Source organism: Ehrlichia muris subsp. eauclairensis, assembly GCF_051097115.1.
In the GTDB taxonomy this organism is placed as follows: Bacteria; Pseudomonadota; Alphaproteobacteria; order Rickettsiales; family Anaplasmataceae; genus Ehrlichia; species Ehrlichia muris.
This window is the reverse complement of the sequence record NZ_CP118226.1, coordinates 638,748-657,716: the sequence shown is the minus strand read 5'-3', so window position 1 is coordinate 657,716 and position 18,969 is coordinate 638,748. Positions and strand designations below refer to the sequence as shown.

Genomic DNA, 18,969 nt, shown 5'->3' with positions numbered 1-18,969 from the left:
TATTTATCTAGACTTGTGATTAAGTAGATACTTTATGGTTTAATTAGGTAATAACATGTAATATATGTGTAGTTATACTTTTTTATAATGTAATTTCTTAATCAATTGCTGTAAATGTTTATGCATAGTAATTTTTATACATGGTTTGATGAAGGATATCAAAATATTTGGATGCCTTATACACAAATGAAAAATTCGCCTCTACCATTAAAGGTAAAATCTGCTAATGGGTGTTATATAACATTGGAGGATGATACAAAGTTACTTGATGGTATATCTAGTTGGTGGAGTGTGTGTCATGGGTATTCTCATCCACATATTGTTCAAAAGATTCAAGATCAAGTTGCTAAATTATCCCATGTTATGTTTTCTGGATTAGCACATGAACAAAGTTATATTCTAGCATCTCGACTTGTCAAAATTGCTCCAAAACAGGGAATGAGTAGAGTTTTCTTTTCAGATTCTGGGTCAACTGCTGTTGAAGTTGCTATGAAAATGGCAGTGCAATATCACCAAAATTTGGGCAATGTGAACAAATGTAGTTTTATATCTTTTGTTAATGGATATCATGGAGATACAATGGGTTGTATGTCAATATCTGATCCTGGAAAGATTCATGGTACCAAATTCAAAAAGTATCACCCTTTACAGTGCATTTTGCCCTTACCGCATACTGAAGAGGAAATTGAGAGTTTTACAAATACAATATCTTCTATAAAAGATTGTATTGCTGCTATAATTTTAGAGCCGATCTTGCAAGCAGCAGGTGGGATGTTGATTCATTCTGCAAGTATTGTAAAAAAGATTTATGATATTGCAAGAAATAACAACATATTATTTATAGCAGATGAAGTAGCTACAGGTTTTGGTAGGATTGGGACTATGTTTGGATGTAATCAAGCAGATATTGTTCCAGATATTATGGTAATTGGGAAAGCATTGACAGGTGGATTTTGTACATTAGCTGCAACTTTAACTACGCAGGAGGTTTATAATGCATTTTTATCAGATAATATAAATGATGCTTTTATGCATGGTCCAACTTTTATGGCAAATGCTTTAGCTTGTGCTGCAGCAAATGCTTCACTTGATCTTTTTGAAAATCAGGATTTAATACAAAATGTTACGTTAATTGAAAATCAACTAAGATCAGAATTAGAAATATTTAGACAACTAAGTTATGTAACTGATATTAGAGTGAAAGGTGCAACTGGGATAGTAGAGTTAGAAAGTGGATTAATTGATAAAAATGATATTATAAGTAAAGGAGTTGAATTAAATGTGTGGATACGTCCTATTAATAATATAATATATGTTATGCCACCTTTTATAATTAATTCTAGTGAACTTACTAAATTAATAACATCAATATATATAATACTTAAAAACAATATATAGTTATTGTGGTAAATATATACGTAAATGGTGTAAGAGCGGATATAATACTTTTTTATCTAATGTAATTACTATTACTTTTTTTACAGTAAAAAGCATTTTGTAGTATTATTGTAAATAAGTATTGTATTTTGTTGTTAGCTTAATTATTATTTTGGAGATGAGATAGATAGTGCAATTATTTAAAATTGCTAAACCATGAAAATCATGTGGTAAGTTATAAAACTATATTTCTGAATATTGAATTGTAATATTGTTAATAATAAATATGCTAGCGGTCTAATAGTGTATTGTTTTCTATATTTGAGATGTGGTCCTGATTTTAAAAGAGTCACTAGTTATAGGGAGTCATATGGTAGATTGTGAAACTATATTTCTCTAATGGTGAAAGTATTTTTAATCTTGTTATTAAACCAATGCAAGTATTGTGTCATGCTATCGACCTGATCATCGTTTTGTGTATTTGGGAATGATAATAATTCTTGTTCGAAATCACTCAGCCATGGAGAGTCATATGGTAAAAATATTTTTCTGGATTCAAATATAGGAATAATTTTGTAAAATCTTGTTACCTTATTAGCTGTTGGTACAATACCTATGATGGATGTTGTGCTAATACTACTTAATTCTTGAATGATTTGTAACCCACTTGCTTTTTTTTCTATAAGTATAGCATTAGGTTTCCAATAATTTTCTAAATTTATTATCTCTTGTTTTAATTGTTGATATTCTAGTTTTACTTTATACACTTCTAATAGGAAGAAGCAGTTATTTGTGTAAGACCATGTTGTACATACACTATAATTACTTTTCTTGTTAGAAGAAGATGCTGTATCCCAACTTTGAGTTATATTACTATCTTCATTGTTATAGGAACTATATCTTTGAATCCATTTGTATTTTATTATGCCACTTGACAAATGGATTGGGTGTTGTTGACATTGAGCGGCAAATGCATATGATCCAAGGTCTGATTTTAATTCTTCTATGTATTTTTTTCCGTATTTTTTATATAGAAGATCCCCTTCTTTTCTTATATGTAAAACATTTCTTATTTTGTTTCCATGTTTAAATTTCCATGGTGAAGTAATAGAATAGAAAGTATGATTCTTTTCTGCTATTATAGGGAGTGATAATATATGCCATTTATTATAGGTCTTTTTTGACAGTAAGTATCCAGTTAAATCATCTGTATGTAATCTATGCATTACTATTACAACAATGCTGTTTTTTCTATCATTTAGCCTAGTCATGAAGGATTGTTCAAACCAATGACATACACGTTGTCTATAAGTTTTGCTTAATGCCTGCATAGGGTTCATTGGGTCATCTATAATTAAAATATCTCCACCTTCTCCTGTAATGCTTCCTCCTATTGATGTTGCAAATCTATAACCTCTTTGTGTTGTTTGAAACTTTCGTTTTGTATTCTGATCTTTTGATAATATTACATGTGGAAATAGTTTTTTATACCATTCAGATTGTAATATATGTCGGTTATCTAAAGATAATCTTTCACTGAGTATTTGAGAATAACTTGCAACTATAATTCTAGCTTGAGGATTTAATCCAAAGATCCATGATGGCCATGCTATGCTAACGCATATGGATTTGATAAATCTTGGAGGCATATTAATTATTAATCGATTGATTTTTCCATTAAGGGCAGCTTCTAATCTATCTGCTATTATTTGAATATGCCAATTATTTATTATTTGATTATTTGGTGATACTGTTTTAAAGCATAATTTTAGAAAATCTAAGAAATTATAAGACATTTTTTATGAATACGATGATTTTAACTTTGGTATTATTTTAGTTGTATTGTTTTTGTATATTCTATTATTGTTAATATTAGTCTTTTAAAGTATATTTATGGAGTATATTACTGAATCAAAATTGCGAATGAAGTTGGCTAATTAAACGTTGCTCTATATGTATTTTTGTTTATTTTTTGGCAACTTTAGAATTTTTATGATTCTTGTTATACATTATGTGTTGTGAGTTGTTTAGGATGGAATTTTGTATAATAAGGCTAGCATTTAATGTACATGAAGGTATTGGGATGATAAGATGAAATAAAAAGTTGAGTAATTTTAAAAACATGCTTTTTGATTTGCGTTTATAACCGGTTTTTTTTTTACTTTTGTTATCTCTACCAAACTTTTTTGCTCCTCTAATATTTGAGGCTACGGTTTGTCCAGCTCGTTGTGTTGGATCCATCTCGTGAGCTATGGTTGACATTAATAAAGTTTTAATTTCTCTTTTGATTTCTTTTTTTATATAAATTGATAAATTATTTTTTTTTAATTCTTTAGGTATTTTTTTTACATTATGTATATCAATATTTTTTGATACCTTTTTTCTTTTATTTAAATATTTTTCTGTTTTAATTAATTTTTTGTATATATATACTAATTCGTTAGTATTATCACATTTATTAATATGATTATATATTGCTTTGATTTTTAATTTATAAGGGAAAAGCATATTATATATAACATATGATATATCATAATATTAATATATTCATATAAATCTTTTATTAATCTAGATGTTATACTTCTATTTTTATATTATTTTTAAATATTTTAATCATATTGCTAATTATATGATGCTGATACGTATTATCTGCTTCTGTCTTGCTGATTATTTTTTTGGAATTCTAGATTAGGTAAATATGATTGTTGTTGCTCTATATTTATATTCATATCCTTATGATCTTCAATTTTGTGATTTGTGATAGCTACTTCTAATATAAGTTTTATTTGATTTAAAATTGTTTTAAGTAGTGCCATCGTTAAACTTGAAGAATCTTTGTTTGACCTTCCAAAGTTTTTCGCATCTCTTTTATTTGATTCAGCAGTTTCTCCTGCACGTTGTACTGGGTCCATTTTATGTGCGATAACTGACATAAGCATGTTAAATTTTAATTTTATATTATTTTTAATATTTGTGATCTCTTCATGTTCATTATTATTTTCTAGTATTAATGCATTTAGTGTTTGATTAACGTGAGTTTCTGCTTTTTCTTTTGATGATGCTTGCTTTGTTATAGAAAGGTTTTCTAGCAGAGATTCATCTTGTGCTATTTTTAATAGGGCAGATATTCTTTTTTCTGCTGTATAGAGTTTTTGATAGCTATTACACTTATCTATCATTTGATATATTAATTTTTTTTGCTGTAGCATTGTAATTATTTTTACAATTATTAACACATATTAAATATATATTAATTGTATTAATAATCATTAAAAGTTACTTTTTTATAGCTTGTTAAGATTGTATTAAAATTGTCAAAATTGCTTGATTCGTAATATCTTTCATATAATTCGACAATACATTTTGCTGATATTACCTCTTTTTTATTGATAATTATTTTAAGTTCCATAATATCGTTGTTGAAAGAATATTGTTGTAAAAGTTGATTTGCAGGTGAGTAATCTATAATGCCATTGATCTTGAATATTACATGTTTATTTCCTGAATTCTCTAAAGCAGTTTTCCATCCTGATAAGGAAATGTTTTTAATATATTCGTTTTTATTATGTAGGCTAATTCGTACACTTTTTATATTATTTAAAGAGGAAAAAGAGTTATTAGAATCCTTAATTTGTAGTTGTATTGACATGAGTTTTTTTTGCTAAGATAGTAAAATTTAATAGTGCATATGCAATTTCGTTATGCTGGTTTGTATTATAGCTATATTCTGGGGCAATCTCGTATTCAAAATTAGCTATATCAGATTTATGATTTACTAGTAGATCGGTGATTAAATTTAGTATTGTGTATAGTGTATTAGATTGGTAACAATAGATTTTACATGATAATTGTATTTTTGACATATTACTGTTAAACGTATTTAGTGTTTTTAAGTTACTTATATATATATATATATATGGTAGTGATACTTTATTGGGTATAACATCGTATATATCGGTTATAATATTTGTTAAGTTATTATTAGATTTGAGTAATTTGATAGTTGAGTTAAAGATTTCCTTTGTTATATTTGTCATAAAACTAACTTTAGTTCACGGAAGGGAGAGTATATGTTTTTTATAAAAGTTAGATTATTGATATTTTCTGATTCTCTGTTTTTGTATGATATAGCAACATGATGTAGTATACCGTGTCTAATTTGTGCAGGTATTAATGCATTGTCAGTATATCCTGCTTCATATAAAATTTCTATTCTATCTCCATGAATTTGTTTATTGAATGAAATATATGATAGTAATGTATCTACGTGATAGTATTTTTGATCTATAAATTCTTCACTTCCATTTGTATATATTGTTTTTACATAATTAACTTTTATTATTGGATTAAATAATAACTGTATTTTTCCAGGTATATAACTACTACAGGAAATTTCCCATGTTTGTTTCATTAATGACTTTTCAATATACCATTGTGCATATTCAGATGCCATAGTAATCAAATTATTGATTAATATATCATCTTGGTTATTATTTATACGTAAGAAAGATTTTACTTCTGATAAGGTAATAGGCAGAGATACAGGTACAGTTTTGCGTGTAATACACAGCATAGAATTTTCTAGCATATAACTCCATTGTTATATTGATAATGGCTTTTTATATTGGGTTTTTATTAAAAGACTAAATTCTCTAATATACTGAGAGAAATTTTATTAAATATTTTAGCAATAGTATCTTTCTCATGTTTATTAAGGCTTGCTAAACTGCTAGAGTTTAATAGTTGTTCTATAAGATATTTATTGAGTTCTTGGAAATTGTGAGAGTGTATTTTTTTGATTAGTGATATTAATTCCTTTTCTAAAGAATGTTGAAAATAGGTTAGAAAATTAGATGTTATGTCCTCCATCTTATTTTCAAATTTCATTTGGTATTTTGTGGTGATATTGTCAATTGTATATGAGAATTCATCTAATTTTTTTTGTTGCGTGAAGATTTTTTCGCTATGATTAAAAGTTTTTATCATAATAATATTAATGTTGTATTTGATGTATTATATATACTTGATTTAATATTAAGGAAGCAGTTTATTTATATTTTGGTTGAATATTTTTGTATTGCTATTTGAATAACATTAAAAAATTTTGTAGGGTATAGTTATGAACATTGAGGGGGGATAAATAGAAATGTATTGAAATTTGCTTAGTAAGTTTTATAATATGTGTTGTTTTTTGCATTTTTATAGGTAATTTGTAAAAATATAAAGTATTGATGGGAGAGGTGGCCGAGAGGCTGAAGGCGACGGTTTGCTAAACCGTTATACGACCTTAAATCGTATCGAGGGTTCGAATCCCTCTCTCTCCGCCAAGGATATATAGTAGTATTATTGAATATAGGAAAAAAAATGAAAGTTATTGGATCACTTAAATCTGCAAAAGTAAGGGATAAGGACTGTAGGGTTGTACGCAGGAAGGGGCGTATTTATGTAATAAATAAAAAAAATCCAAGATTTAAGGCAAGACAGGGGTATTAATGAAGTATTATTTAAGTACTTTTGTGGAAATTGTTCTTAAAATATTATAAATGCTTTTTTGATTGTCTTATTTTAGAATTGATGTTATCGGTTAATTTAACGTTAGGTATTTTTTTCTTTTATATAAGAAGCTAATCTAAGGTACATAACTAATTTTATTAGTTTATATGCTTAATGAGTACAATAATGGAATTAGTATGGTATATGTTTTTGATTAATGTTTTAAATAATTTTTTTCATATTTTTATTGTAACAATATGAGTTAGTTAACGTACTTACCTTTTTTATATAAGGTAAGTTGATTTATAAATTATGTATTTTACACATCCCTACTAATTATAGAAAACATAAGCCTATTTATTCTTAATATGAATAAAACAGCTGTAATACTTTTTATTGACTAGCTATGGCTATAATAACCTAAGTTTTCTTTTTTAGATACAATAAAGTTCTTTATTTTAGTAAAGGCATGCATTTCTATTTGCCTGACTCTCTCCTTGGATATATTATATTCTTGGCTTAATACTTCTAAAGTATCTGGTTCTTCGGCCAATCTTCTTCTAATAAATATGTCGCGGTATCTTGTATTTAACGTTGATAAAGCCTGTGCAATTAAGGTATTCTTTATATTTGATTCCTCATTTATTAGATATATATCTTCTTGATTTGGAGTATCACATTTGATGATTTCTTGTAACTCGATACCATTTTGATTGTCGTTAGAGAATACTATTTCATTTAAGGACCTGTCTCTGTAGGAAAAATACCTATTCATTTGTTCAACTTCTTGCTCAGAAGTTGAACACTCATTTGCAATCAGTTTTATATCTTCTTTTGTAATATTATTATTATACTTAAAAAGTTTTTTCTTGATTTTCCTCAAGCTAAAAAATAACTTTCTTTGTGCTTGTGTTGTACCAATTTTGATACATGACCAAGATTTAAGTATATAGTCTTTAATGGAAGCTTTAATCCACCATATTGCATAAGTAGATAACCTAAAGCCAAGAGTAGGGTTAAATTTTTTTACAGCTTGCATCAACCCTATGTTTCCTTCCATTATTAATTCTATAAGGGGTAACTCGTAATTTTTAAAGCTTAATGCAATTTTGACTACTAGCCTTAAGTGGCTAGTAACTAATCTATGGGCATCAGCAATAATTCTATTTTCATACCAGCTTTTTGCTAACCTATCTTCTTCTTCATGAGATAAGATAGGGAACGCATATACTTCATTAATGTAGGACATTAAATTATCTTGGGTTAAGGAAAATATAGAATTCGTTAGCATATTAATATATAAAACTTAATTATAGTGCTGCATTATATCAAAGTGATATAAAGATGTATAGTAAATTTTAGAGTTTTTGTGTATTAATTTGTCAGTGTAATTTTTAAGAGTGATTATGAATATACTTATTACTGCTAGAGGCTTTGATGTTACTGACAATATTAAAGCTTATGTTGAAAATGCTGTACAAGATCATATAACTAAATTTTTTGTAAATGACTTAACGGTCAATATGAAAATGATTTTATCTAAAGATGCAAACTTATTTAAATCTACAATTAGTATTAGTGATGTCAAGAGTGAGTTTATTAGAATTTCTAAAACGTCAGATACAGCATATCATGCCATAGATAATGCTATTAATTATTTGCGTGATAAGTTGCAGAAACACAAAAGTGAGAGAATTAGTAAATATCGTCACAATAAAAACTCTATAAAGTCGCAGATGAGATGTTTTGGGTATGTATTGGATAGTGATAAAGTGGAAAAATATCATGACACTGATGATTCAGCATTAGTAATAGAAGAAGATGTTATTATACAAACTATGACTATTGGGGATGCAATTATGGAAATGGAATTGTTATCTTTGCCAGCTCTTTTATTTATTAATGTAAAGAATAATAGAATTAATATGATATATGCTAAGAGTAACGGTAATATAGTATGGGTAGATCCACTAAATATATCTCCTATTAAATAAGTTAAGTATATTTTGTATTAAAGAAATTTACTTTATTACTTATAACGTATGGTGTATTATTAAGTGATAAAAAAATTAATATTTATTTATATATTATAATTTATTAATCAAATATCGTTTTATTATAAGTTTTTTGTAAATGTTTCTGGTTAAAGAGTATGGAAAAGCAATATTTGTACAATGCCATTAAATCTGGAGATATGGTAAGTGTTAAGAATTTCTTTGAGTCATCGACAAATAAAGAAATATCTGATGCAATATTTGGTAATGTAGAAGGTGGAAATGGTATATTGCAATATATACTTAAGCGGCATCAGAATGATAAAAAACCCGTTAATGTTGAGATATTTGGGGAGGTTTTAAGACATTGTAGCGATGATGTAATAAATGCTAAGGATGCGAATGGAGAGTATCCATTGCTTATGGCTGCAAGAATTGGAGAGCAGTTTTTATGTCAATTCCAAAATATTCATTTAACACGTAAGACAAAACTTTTGAAGAGAGTTAATTGGAAAGTTACTGATAATCAAGGTCGCGGTGTATTAGCTAATGCTATACTTTCTGATGACCCTGAATGTTGTGATCTAGTGTTAAATTTACCAGATGCACTGTATCATGCTCGTGCTAGAGAAAATGATAACAGCAATGTATTACATTGTCTTTTTAATAACTATACTGCTAACCCTGAACAAAAAGCAGTTTTTAATGTTGTACTTAATAAAATAAAATCGTTATATGCAGGTCTTGACAATGCAAAATCAAGTACAGGATTTGGTTTAAATAATTTATTAGCTGAAAAAAATAAATTGGGAGAAACACCACTTCATTTACTTGCAAAGTCTGAATTAATTGGTAATTTAGGAGATGAGATTGATTTTGACGATATATTAAAGAATTGCAATCTATTAGCACGTACTAAAAATAATGAGAGTGTTATTGATTTAGCAGTAAAGCACCAGAATGCTATTATAGTTCCCTATATATTGAAAAATGCTGAAAAGTATTTTGAAGAACTGTGTGATAAGGAAAGCTTGGTACAGCAACAAAAATTACAACGACAGGAAGAACAATCAGCACAGTTAGTAATACAACAAGAAAAATTGTTAGATTCAGAACAGAGAGAAGAAATTAGAAGAGATGAATTGTATAGTAAATTGCGAGCAGCATGTTCGAGTGAAGAGCTAAAAATCAAAAAGTTGTTGCAGGATATAGTTAAGTCAGATGAATCTGTTATCAAAATATTCGATATAAGTAAAATAAAATCTAAATTAGCACTAGAGGGAGCATTAGAAAAGCAAACACAATTGCAACAAGAAATAGAGAGACTGGAAGCTGGGATTTTTGATGATAAAGATAATAAAAAGGTAGAGGAAGCAAAGGTACTAAAAGTACGTTGTGAATTGGATAACATAACAACAATACACGGTCACATAGAGAAATCAGCAGAATTACAACGTAAGGTGAAACATGTACGACAAGAGATTAATGAGACAGTAAAGAAGGCAAGATTACCGTTATCAGGTATTGTAGAAATACTTAGACTACAAATCAAATATCAAGAACTACTAAAACTAGAGAACGCACAGCGTGAAGTCGAGAAACTTTTATTTAAAAAAGTTGAATCTCAAGAACTTATGAAGAAAGAAATACATTCACAAGTAGGGAAAGAGCTAAAAGTAATACAACAAGATCTACAAAGAAACAGACAGGAATGCTTAAAGTTTATAGAAAAAGTATTAGAGGGCTTACAGCAAGAGTATCTACAAAGGAAAATGTATGTGGAAGGGCTAGAAGAACTAGAAAAAGAACAAAAGCGGTTAACGAAGCATGAAGGAGAATTAAAGCAAAACAGGCAAGATTTGCAAGTCGAAAGTGTGTTAACGAATCAATTACTCTTACAAGACGAAATATTAAAAGATATACGTGTATTACAAAATTCACAACAGGCAAGTCAAAAAGAGAAGGTAGTACTATTAAATAGTAGGTTAGAATATATTAATGCATTGGTAGGGATAACAAAATCTGTATCAGACCTAAAGGATAGGATAGCAGAGATAGAAAAACTACAAGCAGAACTGGATCAAGTACAAAAACAAAAAGTAGTATCAGAATCTGCGGGAACATTAGTAGAACGAGACTCAAGATTGTGGATAGCGAAACACATTGTGTTGTTAGATATGAAAATGCAGCTACAAAGAGATATTGTAAAACAGATACAAAAAGGAGAGAGATTAATAGAAGAGAGTAATGGACAAGCAATATTCAGTGAGGTACGAGTACCATTATTAACAATATCAGATCAGGAATTAGCATTAGAGAAACGCATACAAAATGCGCAATATCGATTACTAAAATTGAGGAACTTATCATTAGGAACATTAGATAAACAATTATCAGATGAATCAGTAAAGCAATTAGATAGGCAATTAGAAGAACAACTCAAGAATTTAAGTAAACTGAAAGAATACAGATATCAAATACAGGAAGCCATAAATGGTATCCAAAAATCTCAGAAAAAAGGAGAGGTAGTACCAGAAATGCGCATGTTACAAGAAGACAAAAAACATCTAGAAAAAGAATACAAACAAACACTAGAAATAGTAGCGACATTACAAAAGGAAATATCAGGAAAGAAAAAAGAAGGAATGCAAGAAACTCTGCAAGAGTTAAAATGTGCTCTATTTGAGAATTTAAATGAGCATAATTTTATAATGTTGTCTGATTACAGAAGAATATTTGGGGATTACTCTGCATATGATTCAGAATTAGTTTCAAGAATAGTTAACGGATATAAGAAGTTTAATAATGTAGAAGAATGTCGTCAATATTATAAAAGAGTTAATGATCTAGGTATTGATATTGGCATAATAAAACATGTTATTGAATCTAGGGATATTGAATCAATTAAACGCACATTTCATGGATACGAAAGATCATTTAATCGAAATGCTTTTATAAAAGAAGTCATTAAAATTAAAGATTATAATTTTTTACATGATGTAGTAGCTGCTTTAGGCGTTTCTATGGTGCTGGATTATATGATAAATTGTTCAAAAAAAGAAGGATCTTTAAATTATATATCTCCTGAGGTTTTTATTAATATAATACGTAATCCATACATAACCAATGATGATTATCAGAAATTAGCTCAGATATTTGCTAGGAATGGTGATTTATTTGATAAGGTTATACAAGAAACTTCATCTCGTTATCTTATAGCTAATGGCATTACAAGTATTATCTATGCTAGTCATAAAGATCCTGTTTGTGCAGCAGTAATGATGCCTAAAGTGAAAAGTTTTCTATTTTATTGTGTTAATAATGATCAAATGGAAGATCTTAAGTTGTTGTTGAAACATTTCCCATATATGATCTATGATACAGAACATGGTAAGAGTTTATTAGAAACTGCATCGGATCTACAAAATGTACCTTTAGTTAAGCATATAATTTCAGTGCATAGAGGAATGATTCTACAAGCTGTAAGAGATTATCAAGGGAATGTCCCACATCATTTGAGTGAGAATCTAATGAAATCTTTTGATGAAATTTCAATAATTCATCACGAAGATGTTCTGAATATTTTGAAGGAGAATGCTGATTTTATTAGAATACTTGATCCTTCAGTAAGGTCTGTATTAGTGCTTAAGGTATTAGATAATGCTCAAAAATGTGGTAATATTGAAGTTTTACGGTATTGTGCTAAGGTTTATCCTGAATTAACAAGCAAAGGTCTAGATGATAATTATAATCCAGCACGTATATATGAGACCAAATCAAATTCAACAACTATTAGCACAACTCCATTAAGTAAAGAAAAAAGTATTCTAAAAGATATGTTCCCTTTATCAAGAGGTAATGTAGGTCAGTTTGGTATTTTATCACCATATGTATCAATAGTAAGGAGTGGTGATATTGAGAGATTTCAAAAAGAGATTGTTGATTTATTGAATGATAATGTAGCAAAATATGCTGAAAAAAGTCATGGAGAGATAGGGCATACTGTATTTACTTTGGTAGCAGCGCTTGGAAATGTTGAGCAATGGAATAAGCTAGTAAAGGGATATCAAGGTATAGCACAGGATAGAAAAACAAAAAATCTGTTTTTTAATATTGGTGATCCATTGAATGGAAATAAATTGTCCACTCTGCTTAGTCCATTTCAAGCTGCTGTTATTAAATGCAATACGCCAATGCTTAAGTATTTTATAGAGAATATTAAACCTAAAGAATTAGCAGCAGTATATGGTGATAATGGTAATAATGTTTTTCATACTATGATATCGGAGGATCAATTTAACTTAGTTGAAGATATTATACATAATGGTAGATTTCCAGCAGATATATTAATGAATGCATTTTTGCAGCCTAACAAGGAAGGTGTGACACCTTTTGCTATTGCAGCTCAGAAAGGATACAAGAGAGTTTGTATAGGTTTTATTCATGAAATTGAACAACGTAAAAAGCATGTAAAAGATTTAATGATGAATGAAGTTTTCGTCAAAGGTATTGTCGATAGTAAAGATTGTGACTTACTAGAAGAGTTGTTCAACGTTGAACATTATACGGGTAAATCTATATTTAAACAGCGAGTTCATTTAACAAAGCATAAAATAGAAGGACATAACTTATTAACTTATGCTTGTAAGGTTGGAAACGAAGAATTTATAAGATCTTTAATGAAGTATTATAATGAAAAAGACCTATTTGGTGTATTACAGGAGGTTGTTGATCCTAAATTAAATATTAAATCTGATATATTATGTCTATTTCTATCAGATCTAATTTCTAGATCTACTGATCCTGATGTATTAAATAAAGTTTCACGGTCTGTTATGCATAATGCTAATGCTTTAGCAGCTTTTAGTGTCTTGGAAAATGCTCTTGATCTTTCAATTAACCAAAAACTCAGTATTGGAGATGTTATTAAAAAAAATAATTCTCAAGCTTTAAGATATTTGATTGAGAAAAAAGGAGAAGACTTTTGGTTAGAATGTGATCAAGGGTTAAGTCATTTAGGATTAGCTGTTTGTTATCCAGATCTGTTAGGAGTATGTTGTGACTATTTAAAGAATAATCCTGAAATAGCCGTGGGGGATGATGTACTACCTTATGGTGCAATATTATCTAATAATCTTGAATTATTGAAACAGCTTATAAAGAGGAATCCTGCTTTATTGTTAGAACAATATGATATTAAAACACCAACATATAAGAAAATTGCTAAACAATTAAAAGGGAATTATAAGTGTAATTTAAAATCTTCTGATACACTATGTGATTTTGCGCGGAGAGAAAACGCTAATCTTGATATAGTGGACTATTTAGAACTAGCTACGTTGAAATATTGCAATAATATTATGGATGGTAGAAGTAATCCAGTAGTTAGTGAAAGCTTAGTACGTATGGTTGCAAAACATGTCAATGAGGTTATAAGTCAATATCCGAAATTGTATGATTATACCATTAACCAGTGTGTTAATTGTTTGAAAAGTAATATATTTCATTTGGTTACAGAAGAAAATGTTAAATTTTTATATGCAATAGCTGAAAAATCTTATAAACATGCAATAGATGTAAGAGATAAGAAGCTTCAAGATCTTATCAAAAAGATGATTAACCAAATTAATCCTTCAAATGGATTATCTTTTTTTCAATATCTTGCGGTGTCTGGTAACTATGATATGTATAAAAGCATTAAGTTACTTTGTGGAGATATAAACTCAAAAACATCACAAAAAGCTAATTTAGCGCATCTTTGTGCTTATAGTGGCATGAAAAATGAAGAAGGTGATTTTGAGTTTGAAGATTTAATTAAAGGCAATAAAAAATTAGCAGTAGCTTCAGATTGTAGAGGAAGAGGGCTATTGTATCATGCTGCTGAGGGTCGTGTACAAAGTTCAAAAGTACGTGAAGAAGCTGTTAATCTAATATTATCGCAAAAACTAGATGCTAGTATCGAAAAGCTACCAAAAAATAAGTATTATGAACAAGTCTTTGATGCTATTTTTGTTAGTGAAAGTCCAGAAGTATCTAATGACTTTTTAGCAAGAATGAGTATTAGGAAAAGATATGATTTTATTAAGCAGCAAAAAAATTTGTTGCATATAGTGAAAAATACTTCTGATCCTTTAATAAAGGAAGCCTTACTGTCTTATGAGTCTAAGTTTGCAACTCGTGCAGAAGAAGCATTGTTTGATAATCTTGAGGAGATTGGTGATTCATCAAGGGTATCTCCACCAGTATCAGCTCAGTTAGGAGAGCCTCAATTTGGTAGTGGTGCAGAAGCTCTTCCATCTAGCCAGCATGCAGGTTTATCGAGTTTAGTAACTGATGGTGACATAGGAAGTGATTATGATTTTTTAGAAGATGATGTATTACCGGAAAGTGAAATTGTTATTAGTAAAAATAAAAAGGAAATATTAGACAGTCAGAATGAAATAGAATCTCTGATTCAGAAAAAAGGAGGTTTTGATGATTATATTGGGGCAATTAATAGAGCTCCTAGTGCATCAGTATTACAACTTAGAACTTTATCAGAAGAAGCTTCTATTGCTGAGCGTGCTGTTTTGTCTGGTGATCTTGATTTTATAAAAGCTTTGGTGGATTCTAACAAGAAGTTAAATCCGAATATTACTGATAAAGATGGAAATACCTTATTACATAAATTTGTAGAATTTTTAAAAAGGAATCCAGAAAAGTTATCGGATAGGAAAGTACACAGTTTATTTATTGGGTTACTGCACAATCATAATTTTGATATTAATTGTAGAAATCAGTCTGGTGATACAGCTCTTGATATGTTATTGGAGTTAGAAAGAAGTGATAATGCTACATTGATGGAGTTATTAACACCACATTCTCGGGCAAATGAATATCATGGTAAAAGATTTAGTCAGGCAAAAAGTACATTTTTTGAATACGATTCTATTTATGATCTTAGCAATGAAATTAAAGCATCTAAAGTTCTAGAGCATAAATTTAGTGATGTGTGTTATAAAATTTGTAGCAGTATTTTAGGTGATGAGTCTATTAAATATAAAAGTGTTGCTGATGTAAATTATGCAAAACTACGAAAAATATTAAATGATGATGTTATTAGGAAAACTTTAGTTAATACAGATAGTGAAGGTAACAATGTTTTTCAAAAATTGTGTAGAGACATTGCTGCTGGGAAAATCAAGAATGATAATATCAAATTGTTAGAACTTGTTGAGACAATTGTACGTTGTTTAAAAGATAAAGATCCAGAATTGCTACAAGATCTATTATTTAATAATAGAAATTTAAAATTTGAAAATGGGATGGAATCTATAGCATGTGTTCCTGGTGCATATACTTTAGTAAAAACACTAGAAGAATTATTAGGCAAAAGAAAAATATCTGATGAATGTGATTTTAATTCTATATTAGTAAATTGTGCTGAAGCTGGTAATGCTGATTTATATAATTACATTCGTGAATGTTATGCAACTATTGGCATAAATAATGTAGATATACATGATAATTCATCTTTACATAAAGCTGTTATGACTGGTTCAAGAGAAATAGTTAAAGCAGTATTATCAACTGGAAGTAATATAAATAGAAAGGATAAAGATGGTAATACACCTTTACATAGTTTGTTGATTTTTATGATATCTTCTCCTGAGATGGTAACACTTGAACATCTTAAACTCGTAGAATTTTTGGTATCCCGTGGTGCTTCACTTAATGTAAAAAATAAATTAGGAATCTTTCCATCTCGGTTGGCAAGACTTATTGATACTTCTGGAAAACTTAGTGCAAGATTTCCAGGTGAGCAGCTTGATGTTTTACAATCTTTGGTAAATGGTAGAGATAAATATTACGGCATTAAATCTCAGTGTATTTCTGAATTTAAAAATTGTGTTCAGTTAGGACAAGGCATGAAGTATGACAATATACAGTTTGATATAATAGGTGGTATATTGTCTACTAGTATGGGTGGTGGAAAATTACAAACAACTAAATTATTGAGTAGTGATTTTTGTCAAGAGTATAGCTTACGAACAGTAAAATTTAATTTTTCTAATGAAGACAAAGGGTATGTGCAAAGTGTTGGCAAGAAAAGAAATTATGTTGTTACTAATGGATCTGTAAAACTTAAATTATCTTGGAAACCTGTTGTTCCAAAAGGGGCAAAAGAACAAGTGGTTAATGTTATAGTAAATTCCGATGGTAGTGTATCGTTGAGTGATCAGGATGCAGAAAAATATGGAAGGCGTGGTGAAAAAATACATTTTGATCGCTGTTGCGTTTACATTGGTGGAATAAAATTGGAAGATGCTTTAAGGGATGGTAGATGGAAGGAGCAAAGAAGTAAAGATTCTCTCAATCAGGAAGTTAAATCTACAACTTCATTAGATAGAGATCATGGAGTTGACGAGTCTGTAGGTCAGGATCCACATGCTAGTATTACATCTCATCAATCTTTAGGATCATCTAAATTTACGATGGAAGAAAATGAAACATTGTTATCACCTAAAGACCGTTGGGATATGTCTTTATCTACAGATAAAGAGGAAAGTATGACACGGTCATTAGTGTCGAAATTACCGGATACATTAGTTTCATCGGAATCTACAGATAAAGAGGAAAGTATGACACGGTCATTAGTGTCGAAATTACCGGATACATTAGTTTCATCGGAACAGAAAGCACGCTTTTTAAGTGATAAATGTGACCTTGAAAAACATCTGAGAGCTTTTGAAGTGTATATGAATTCTTCTGATAAAAAAGGATTGCAAGGTGAACTTAAATCCTTATGTTCTTCATATGGTACGATGTTTTCAAGATATCGGGAAGTATTGAATATATTAAGCAGTGAAATATTAAAACAAGAGTCTGTAATTGAAGCTTGTAAACAGATATTAAAAAAATATGAAAATGATCTACAGAATATGTATATGATAAAGGGGAGGTTAGAAGCTTTATCATACCTAGATGGTCCAGGATATAGAGACTTAATAAGACAAGTATGTCATGATGAATCTATAAAATATAATAATATACATGAAAAAATATATCAACGGGTAGAAGGTGTACATGTTGTGGATTCATCATCTAGTTTAGAGTTTCCTTTAACAACTTCTAAATCTATAGCTGTAGCATCTACTTCCAAGTCTGTACAGGGGTCTCCTCAATTAAAAACAGCGGAATCAAAAGATTTATCAGCTGAAATTAAGGTAGGTATTTCTGATGATGGTTTACACGATGAGATTATAACATCTAAAGTTTCAGATTTAGCTCAAAGCTTCGAGAAGATAGAAGCAGCTGCTGATGATATACAGAAGGATAAGAAAAAGGAGCTGAGAATTTTAATGCAAGGATTGGTACCAAGAATTATAAAAGACGATAAAAATAATGATGGCAAAAAAATGCCGACAATAGAACGTTCTTTATTTGCTAAAGATGTGCTCAAATTTTCTAAGGGCATATTGAATGTGGAGCAGCATAGTGGTGATGCTGTGAAAGATTTATCTAACAGAATAAGTCGAAGTGATACTGATCTTAATCAATGGCATCCTGAAGAGGCGAGATCATCTATATATGGTATTGCTCAAAAAAATCAAGAGCAGTCACGATTGAGATCGGAAGATGTATCTAAAAGTAATAAAGGTGACGGAGCAGTCTCTACTACAGAACGTTATTCATCTAAAGATATTATCAGGTTTTCTAAGAGCGGATGGAATTTTAGTCGATGTAATGATGAAGTTGTAGAAAATATACAGCAGATATGGGAACGTAATTTGAATAAATGTAGTAGTGACACTGATCTTTATAGATCTAGTTCTAAAGGGATGAGATCACCTATGAGATCAGAAGATGTAAAGCATAACGCTCAAGATTACCAAGAAGATGTGCCTTTGACAAGTGGAAAAAGCGAGGTAAGTATTAATATTGATCAAGAATTTGTTAGTGATGCTTCATTAGGTTCTGTAACGCCTTTGCCTTCTCCTAAGCCTAAGAATAAGTCAAAAGGGCAAGGTAGGTAATGCTATTTATGAAAGTAGTGTTTTTATATTTATAAAATTCTTGTATAGCTACTAAAAGATAATATACTTTGAAGAGGTATTTTTAATTT

The 18,969-nt window shown here is 29.3% G+C and carries 11 protein-coding genes and 1 tRNA gene; 5 read left to right on the top strand and 7 right to left on the bottom strand.

Going from position 1 to position 18,969, the window contains the following annotated elements; genetic code table 11:
* Positions 1–120: 120 nt before the first annotated feature.
* Entirely contained in the window at positions 121–1,398 is a 1,278-nt protein-coding gene (locus PVA18_RS02700; protein WP_045804655.1) for an adenosylmethionine--8-amino-7-oxononanoate transaminase, read from the top strand.
* Between the two features lie 365 nt (positions 1,399–1,763).
* Here PVA18_RS02700 and terL read toward each other — a convergent pair whose 3' ends face one another.
* The 6 genes from terL to PVA18_RS02670 form a co-directional block, all read right to left on the bottom strand.
* A complete protein-coding gene (gene terL, locus PVA18_RS02695; RefSeq protein WP_045804575.1) occupies positions 1,764–3,173 on the bottom strand; it encodes a phage terminase large subunit in 1,410 nt (469 codons plus the stop codon).
* A 169-nt stretch (positions 3,174–3,342) separates the two neighbouring features.
* A complete protein-coding gene (locus tag PVA18_RS02690; RefSeq protein ID WP_045804576.1) occupies positions 3,343–3,885 on the bottom strand; it encodes a hypothetical protein in 543 nt (180 codons plus the stop codon).
* 137 nt (positions 3,886–4,022) lie between these two features.
* Positions 4,023–4,556, bottom strand: a complete 534-nt coding sequence (locus PVA18_RS02685; protein WP_231568487.1) for a hypothetical protein — start codon at positions 4,554–4,556, stop codon at positions 4,023–4,025.
* Between the two features lie 80 nt (positions 4,557–4,636).
* Positions 4,637–5,026 carry a phage tail tube protein gene (locus PVA18_RS02680; RefSeq protein WP_045804578.1) on the bottom strand — a complete coding sequence of 130 codons (390 nt, stop codon included), beginning with the start codon at positions 5,024–5,026 and terminating at the stop codon, positions 4,637–4,639.
* A gap of 384 nt (positions 5,027–5,410) precedes the next feature.
* On the bottom strand, positions 5,411–5,965 hold the full coding sequence (locus PVA18_RS02675) for a head-tail connector protein (protein WP_045804580.1): 555 nt from the start codon (positions 5,963–5,965) through the stop codon (positions 5,411–5,413).
* Positions 5,966–6,012: 47 nt separating this feature from the next.
* Positions 6,013–6,363 (bottom strand): ECH_0659 family protein, encoded by a 351-nt coding sequence (locus PVA18_RS02670; RefSeq protein ID WP_045804581.1) that lies wholly within the window; start codon positions 6,361–6,363, stop codon positions 6,013–6,015.
* 248 nt (positions 6,364–6,611) lie between these two features.
* On the opposite strand from PVA18_RS02670, the gene PVA18_RS02665 reads away from it, so the two are divergent.
* Together PVA18_RS02665 and ykgO are read left to right on the top strand one after the other, a co-directional pair.
* Positions 6,612–6,704 (top strand) — tRNA-Ser (locus tag PVA18_RS02665).
* A gap of 37 nt (positions 6,705–6,741) precedes the next feature.
* A complete protein-coding gene (gene ykgO / locus PVA18_RS02660) occupies positions 6,742–6,870 on the top strand; it encodes a type B 50S ribosomal protein L36 (protein ID WP_006011728.1) in 129 nt (42 codons plus the stop codon).
* Between the two features lie 400 nt (positions 6,871–7,270).
* Here the strand turns inward: ykgO and PVA18_RS02655 are convergent, their stop codons facing one another.
* Positions 7,271–8,161: an RNA polymerase factor sigma-32 gene (locus PVA18_RS02655; RefSeq protein WP_045804582.1), complete on the bottom strand. Its 891-nt coding sequence runs from the start codon at positions 8,159–8,161 to the stop codon at positions 7,271–7,273.
* Positions 8,162–8,276: 115 nt separating this feature from the next.
* Here PVA18_RS02655 and hpf point away from each other — a divergent pair, with 115 nt between their 5' ends.
* On the top strand, positions 8,277–8,864 hold the full coding sequence (hpf, locus tag PVA18_RS02650) for a ribosome hibernation-promoting factor, HPF/YfiA family (protein ID WP_045804583.1): 588 nt from the start codon (positions 8,277–8,279) through the stop codon (positions 8,862–8,864).
* Between the two features lie 158 nt (positions 8,865–9,022).
* On the top strand, positions 9,023–18,880 hold the full coding sequence (locus tag PVA18_RS02645; RefSeq protein WP_045804584.1) for an ankyrin repeat domain-containing protein: 9,858 nt from the start codon (positions 9,023–9,025) through the stop codon (positions 18,878–18,880).
* The last annotated feature ends 89 nt before the right edge of the window (positions 18,881–18,969 follow it).

What these genes read in the sequence shown, in the direction of transcription:
- PVA18_RS02670 (WP_045804581.1), bottom strand. Translation starts at nt 6,363, where the DNA reads ATGATAAAAACTTTTAATCATAGCGAAAAAATCTTCACGCAACAAAAA.
- PVA18_RS02680 (WP_045804578.1), bottom strand. Translation starts at nt 5,026, where the DNA reads ATGTCAATACAACTACAAATTAAGGATTCTAATAACTCTTTTTCCTCT.
- terL (WP_045804575.1), bottom strand. Translation starts at nt 3,173, where the DNA reads ATGTCTTATAATTTCTTAGATTTTCTAAAATTATGCTTTAAAACAGTA.
- ykgO (WP_006011728.1), top strand. Translation starts at nt 6,742, where the DNA reads ATGAAAGTTATTGGATCACTTAAATCTGCAAAAGTAAGGGATAAGGAC.
- PVA18_RS02675 (WP_045804580.1), bottom strand. Translation starts at nt 5,965, where the DNA reads ATGCTAGAAAATTCTATGCTGTGTATTACACGCAAAACTGTACCTGTA.
- PVA18_RS02690 (WP_045804576.1), bottom strand. Translation starts at nt 3,885, where the DNA reads ATGCTTTTCCCTTATAAATTAAAAATCAAAGCAATATATAATCATATT.
- PVA18_RS02685 (WP_231568487.1), bottom strand. Translation starts at nt 4,556, where the DNA reads ATGATAGATAAGTGTAATAGCTATCAAAAACTCTATACAGCAGAAAAA.
- hpf (WP_045804583.1), top strand. Translation starts at nt 8,277, where the DNA reads ATGAATATACTTATTACTGCTAGAGGCTTTGATGTTACTGACAATATT.
- PVA18_RS02655 (WP_045804582.1), bottom strand. Translation starts at nt 8,161, where the DNA reads ATGCTAACGAATTCTATATTTTCCTTAACCCAAGATAATTTAATGTCC.
- PVA18_RS02645 (WP_045804584.1), top strand. Translation starts at nt 9,023, where the DNA reads ATGGAAAAGCAATATTTGTACAATGCCATTAAATCTGGAGATATGGTA.
- PVA18_RS02700 (WP_045804655.1), top strand. Translation starts at nt 121, where the DNA reads ATGCATAGTAATTTTTATACATGGTTTGATGAAGGATATCAAAATATT.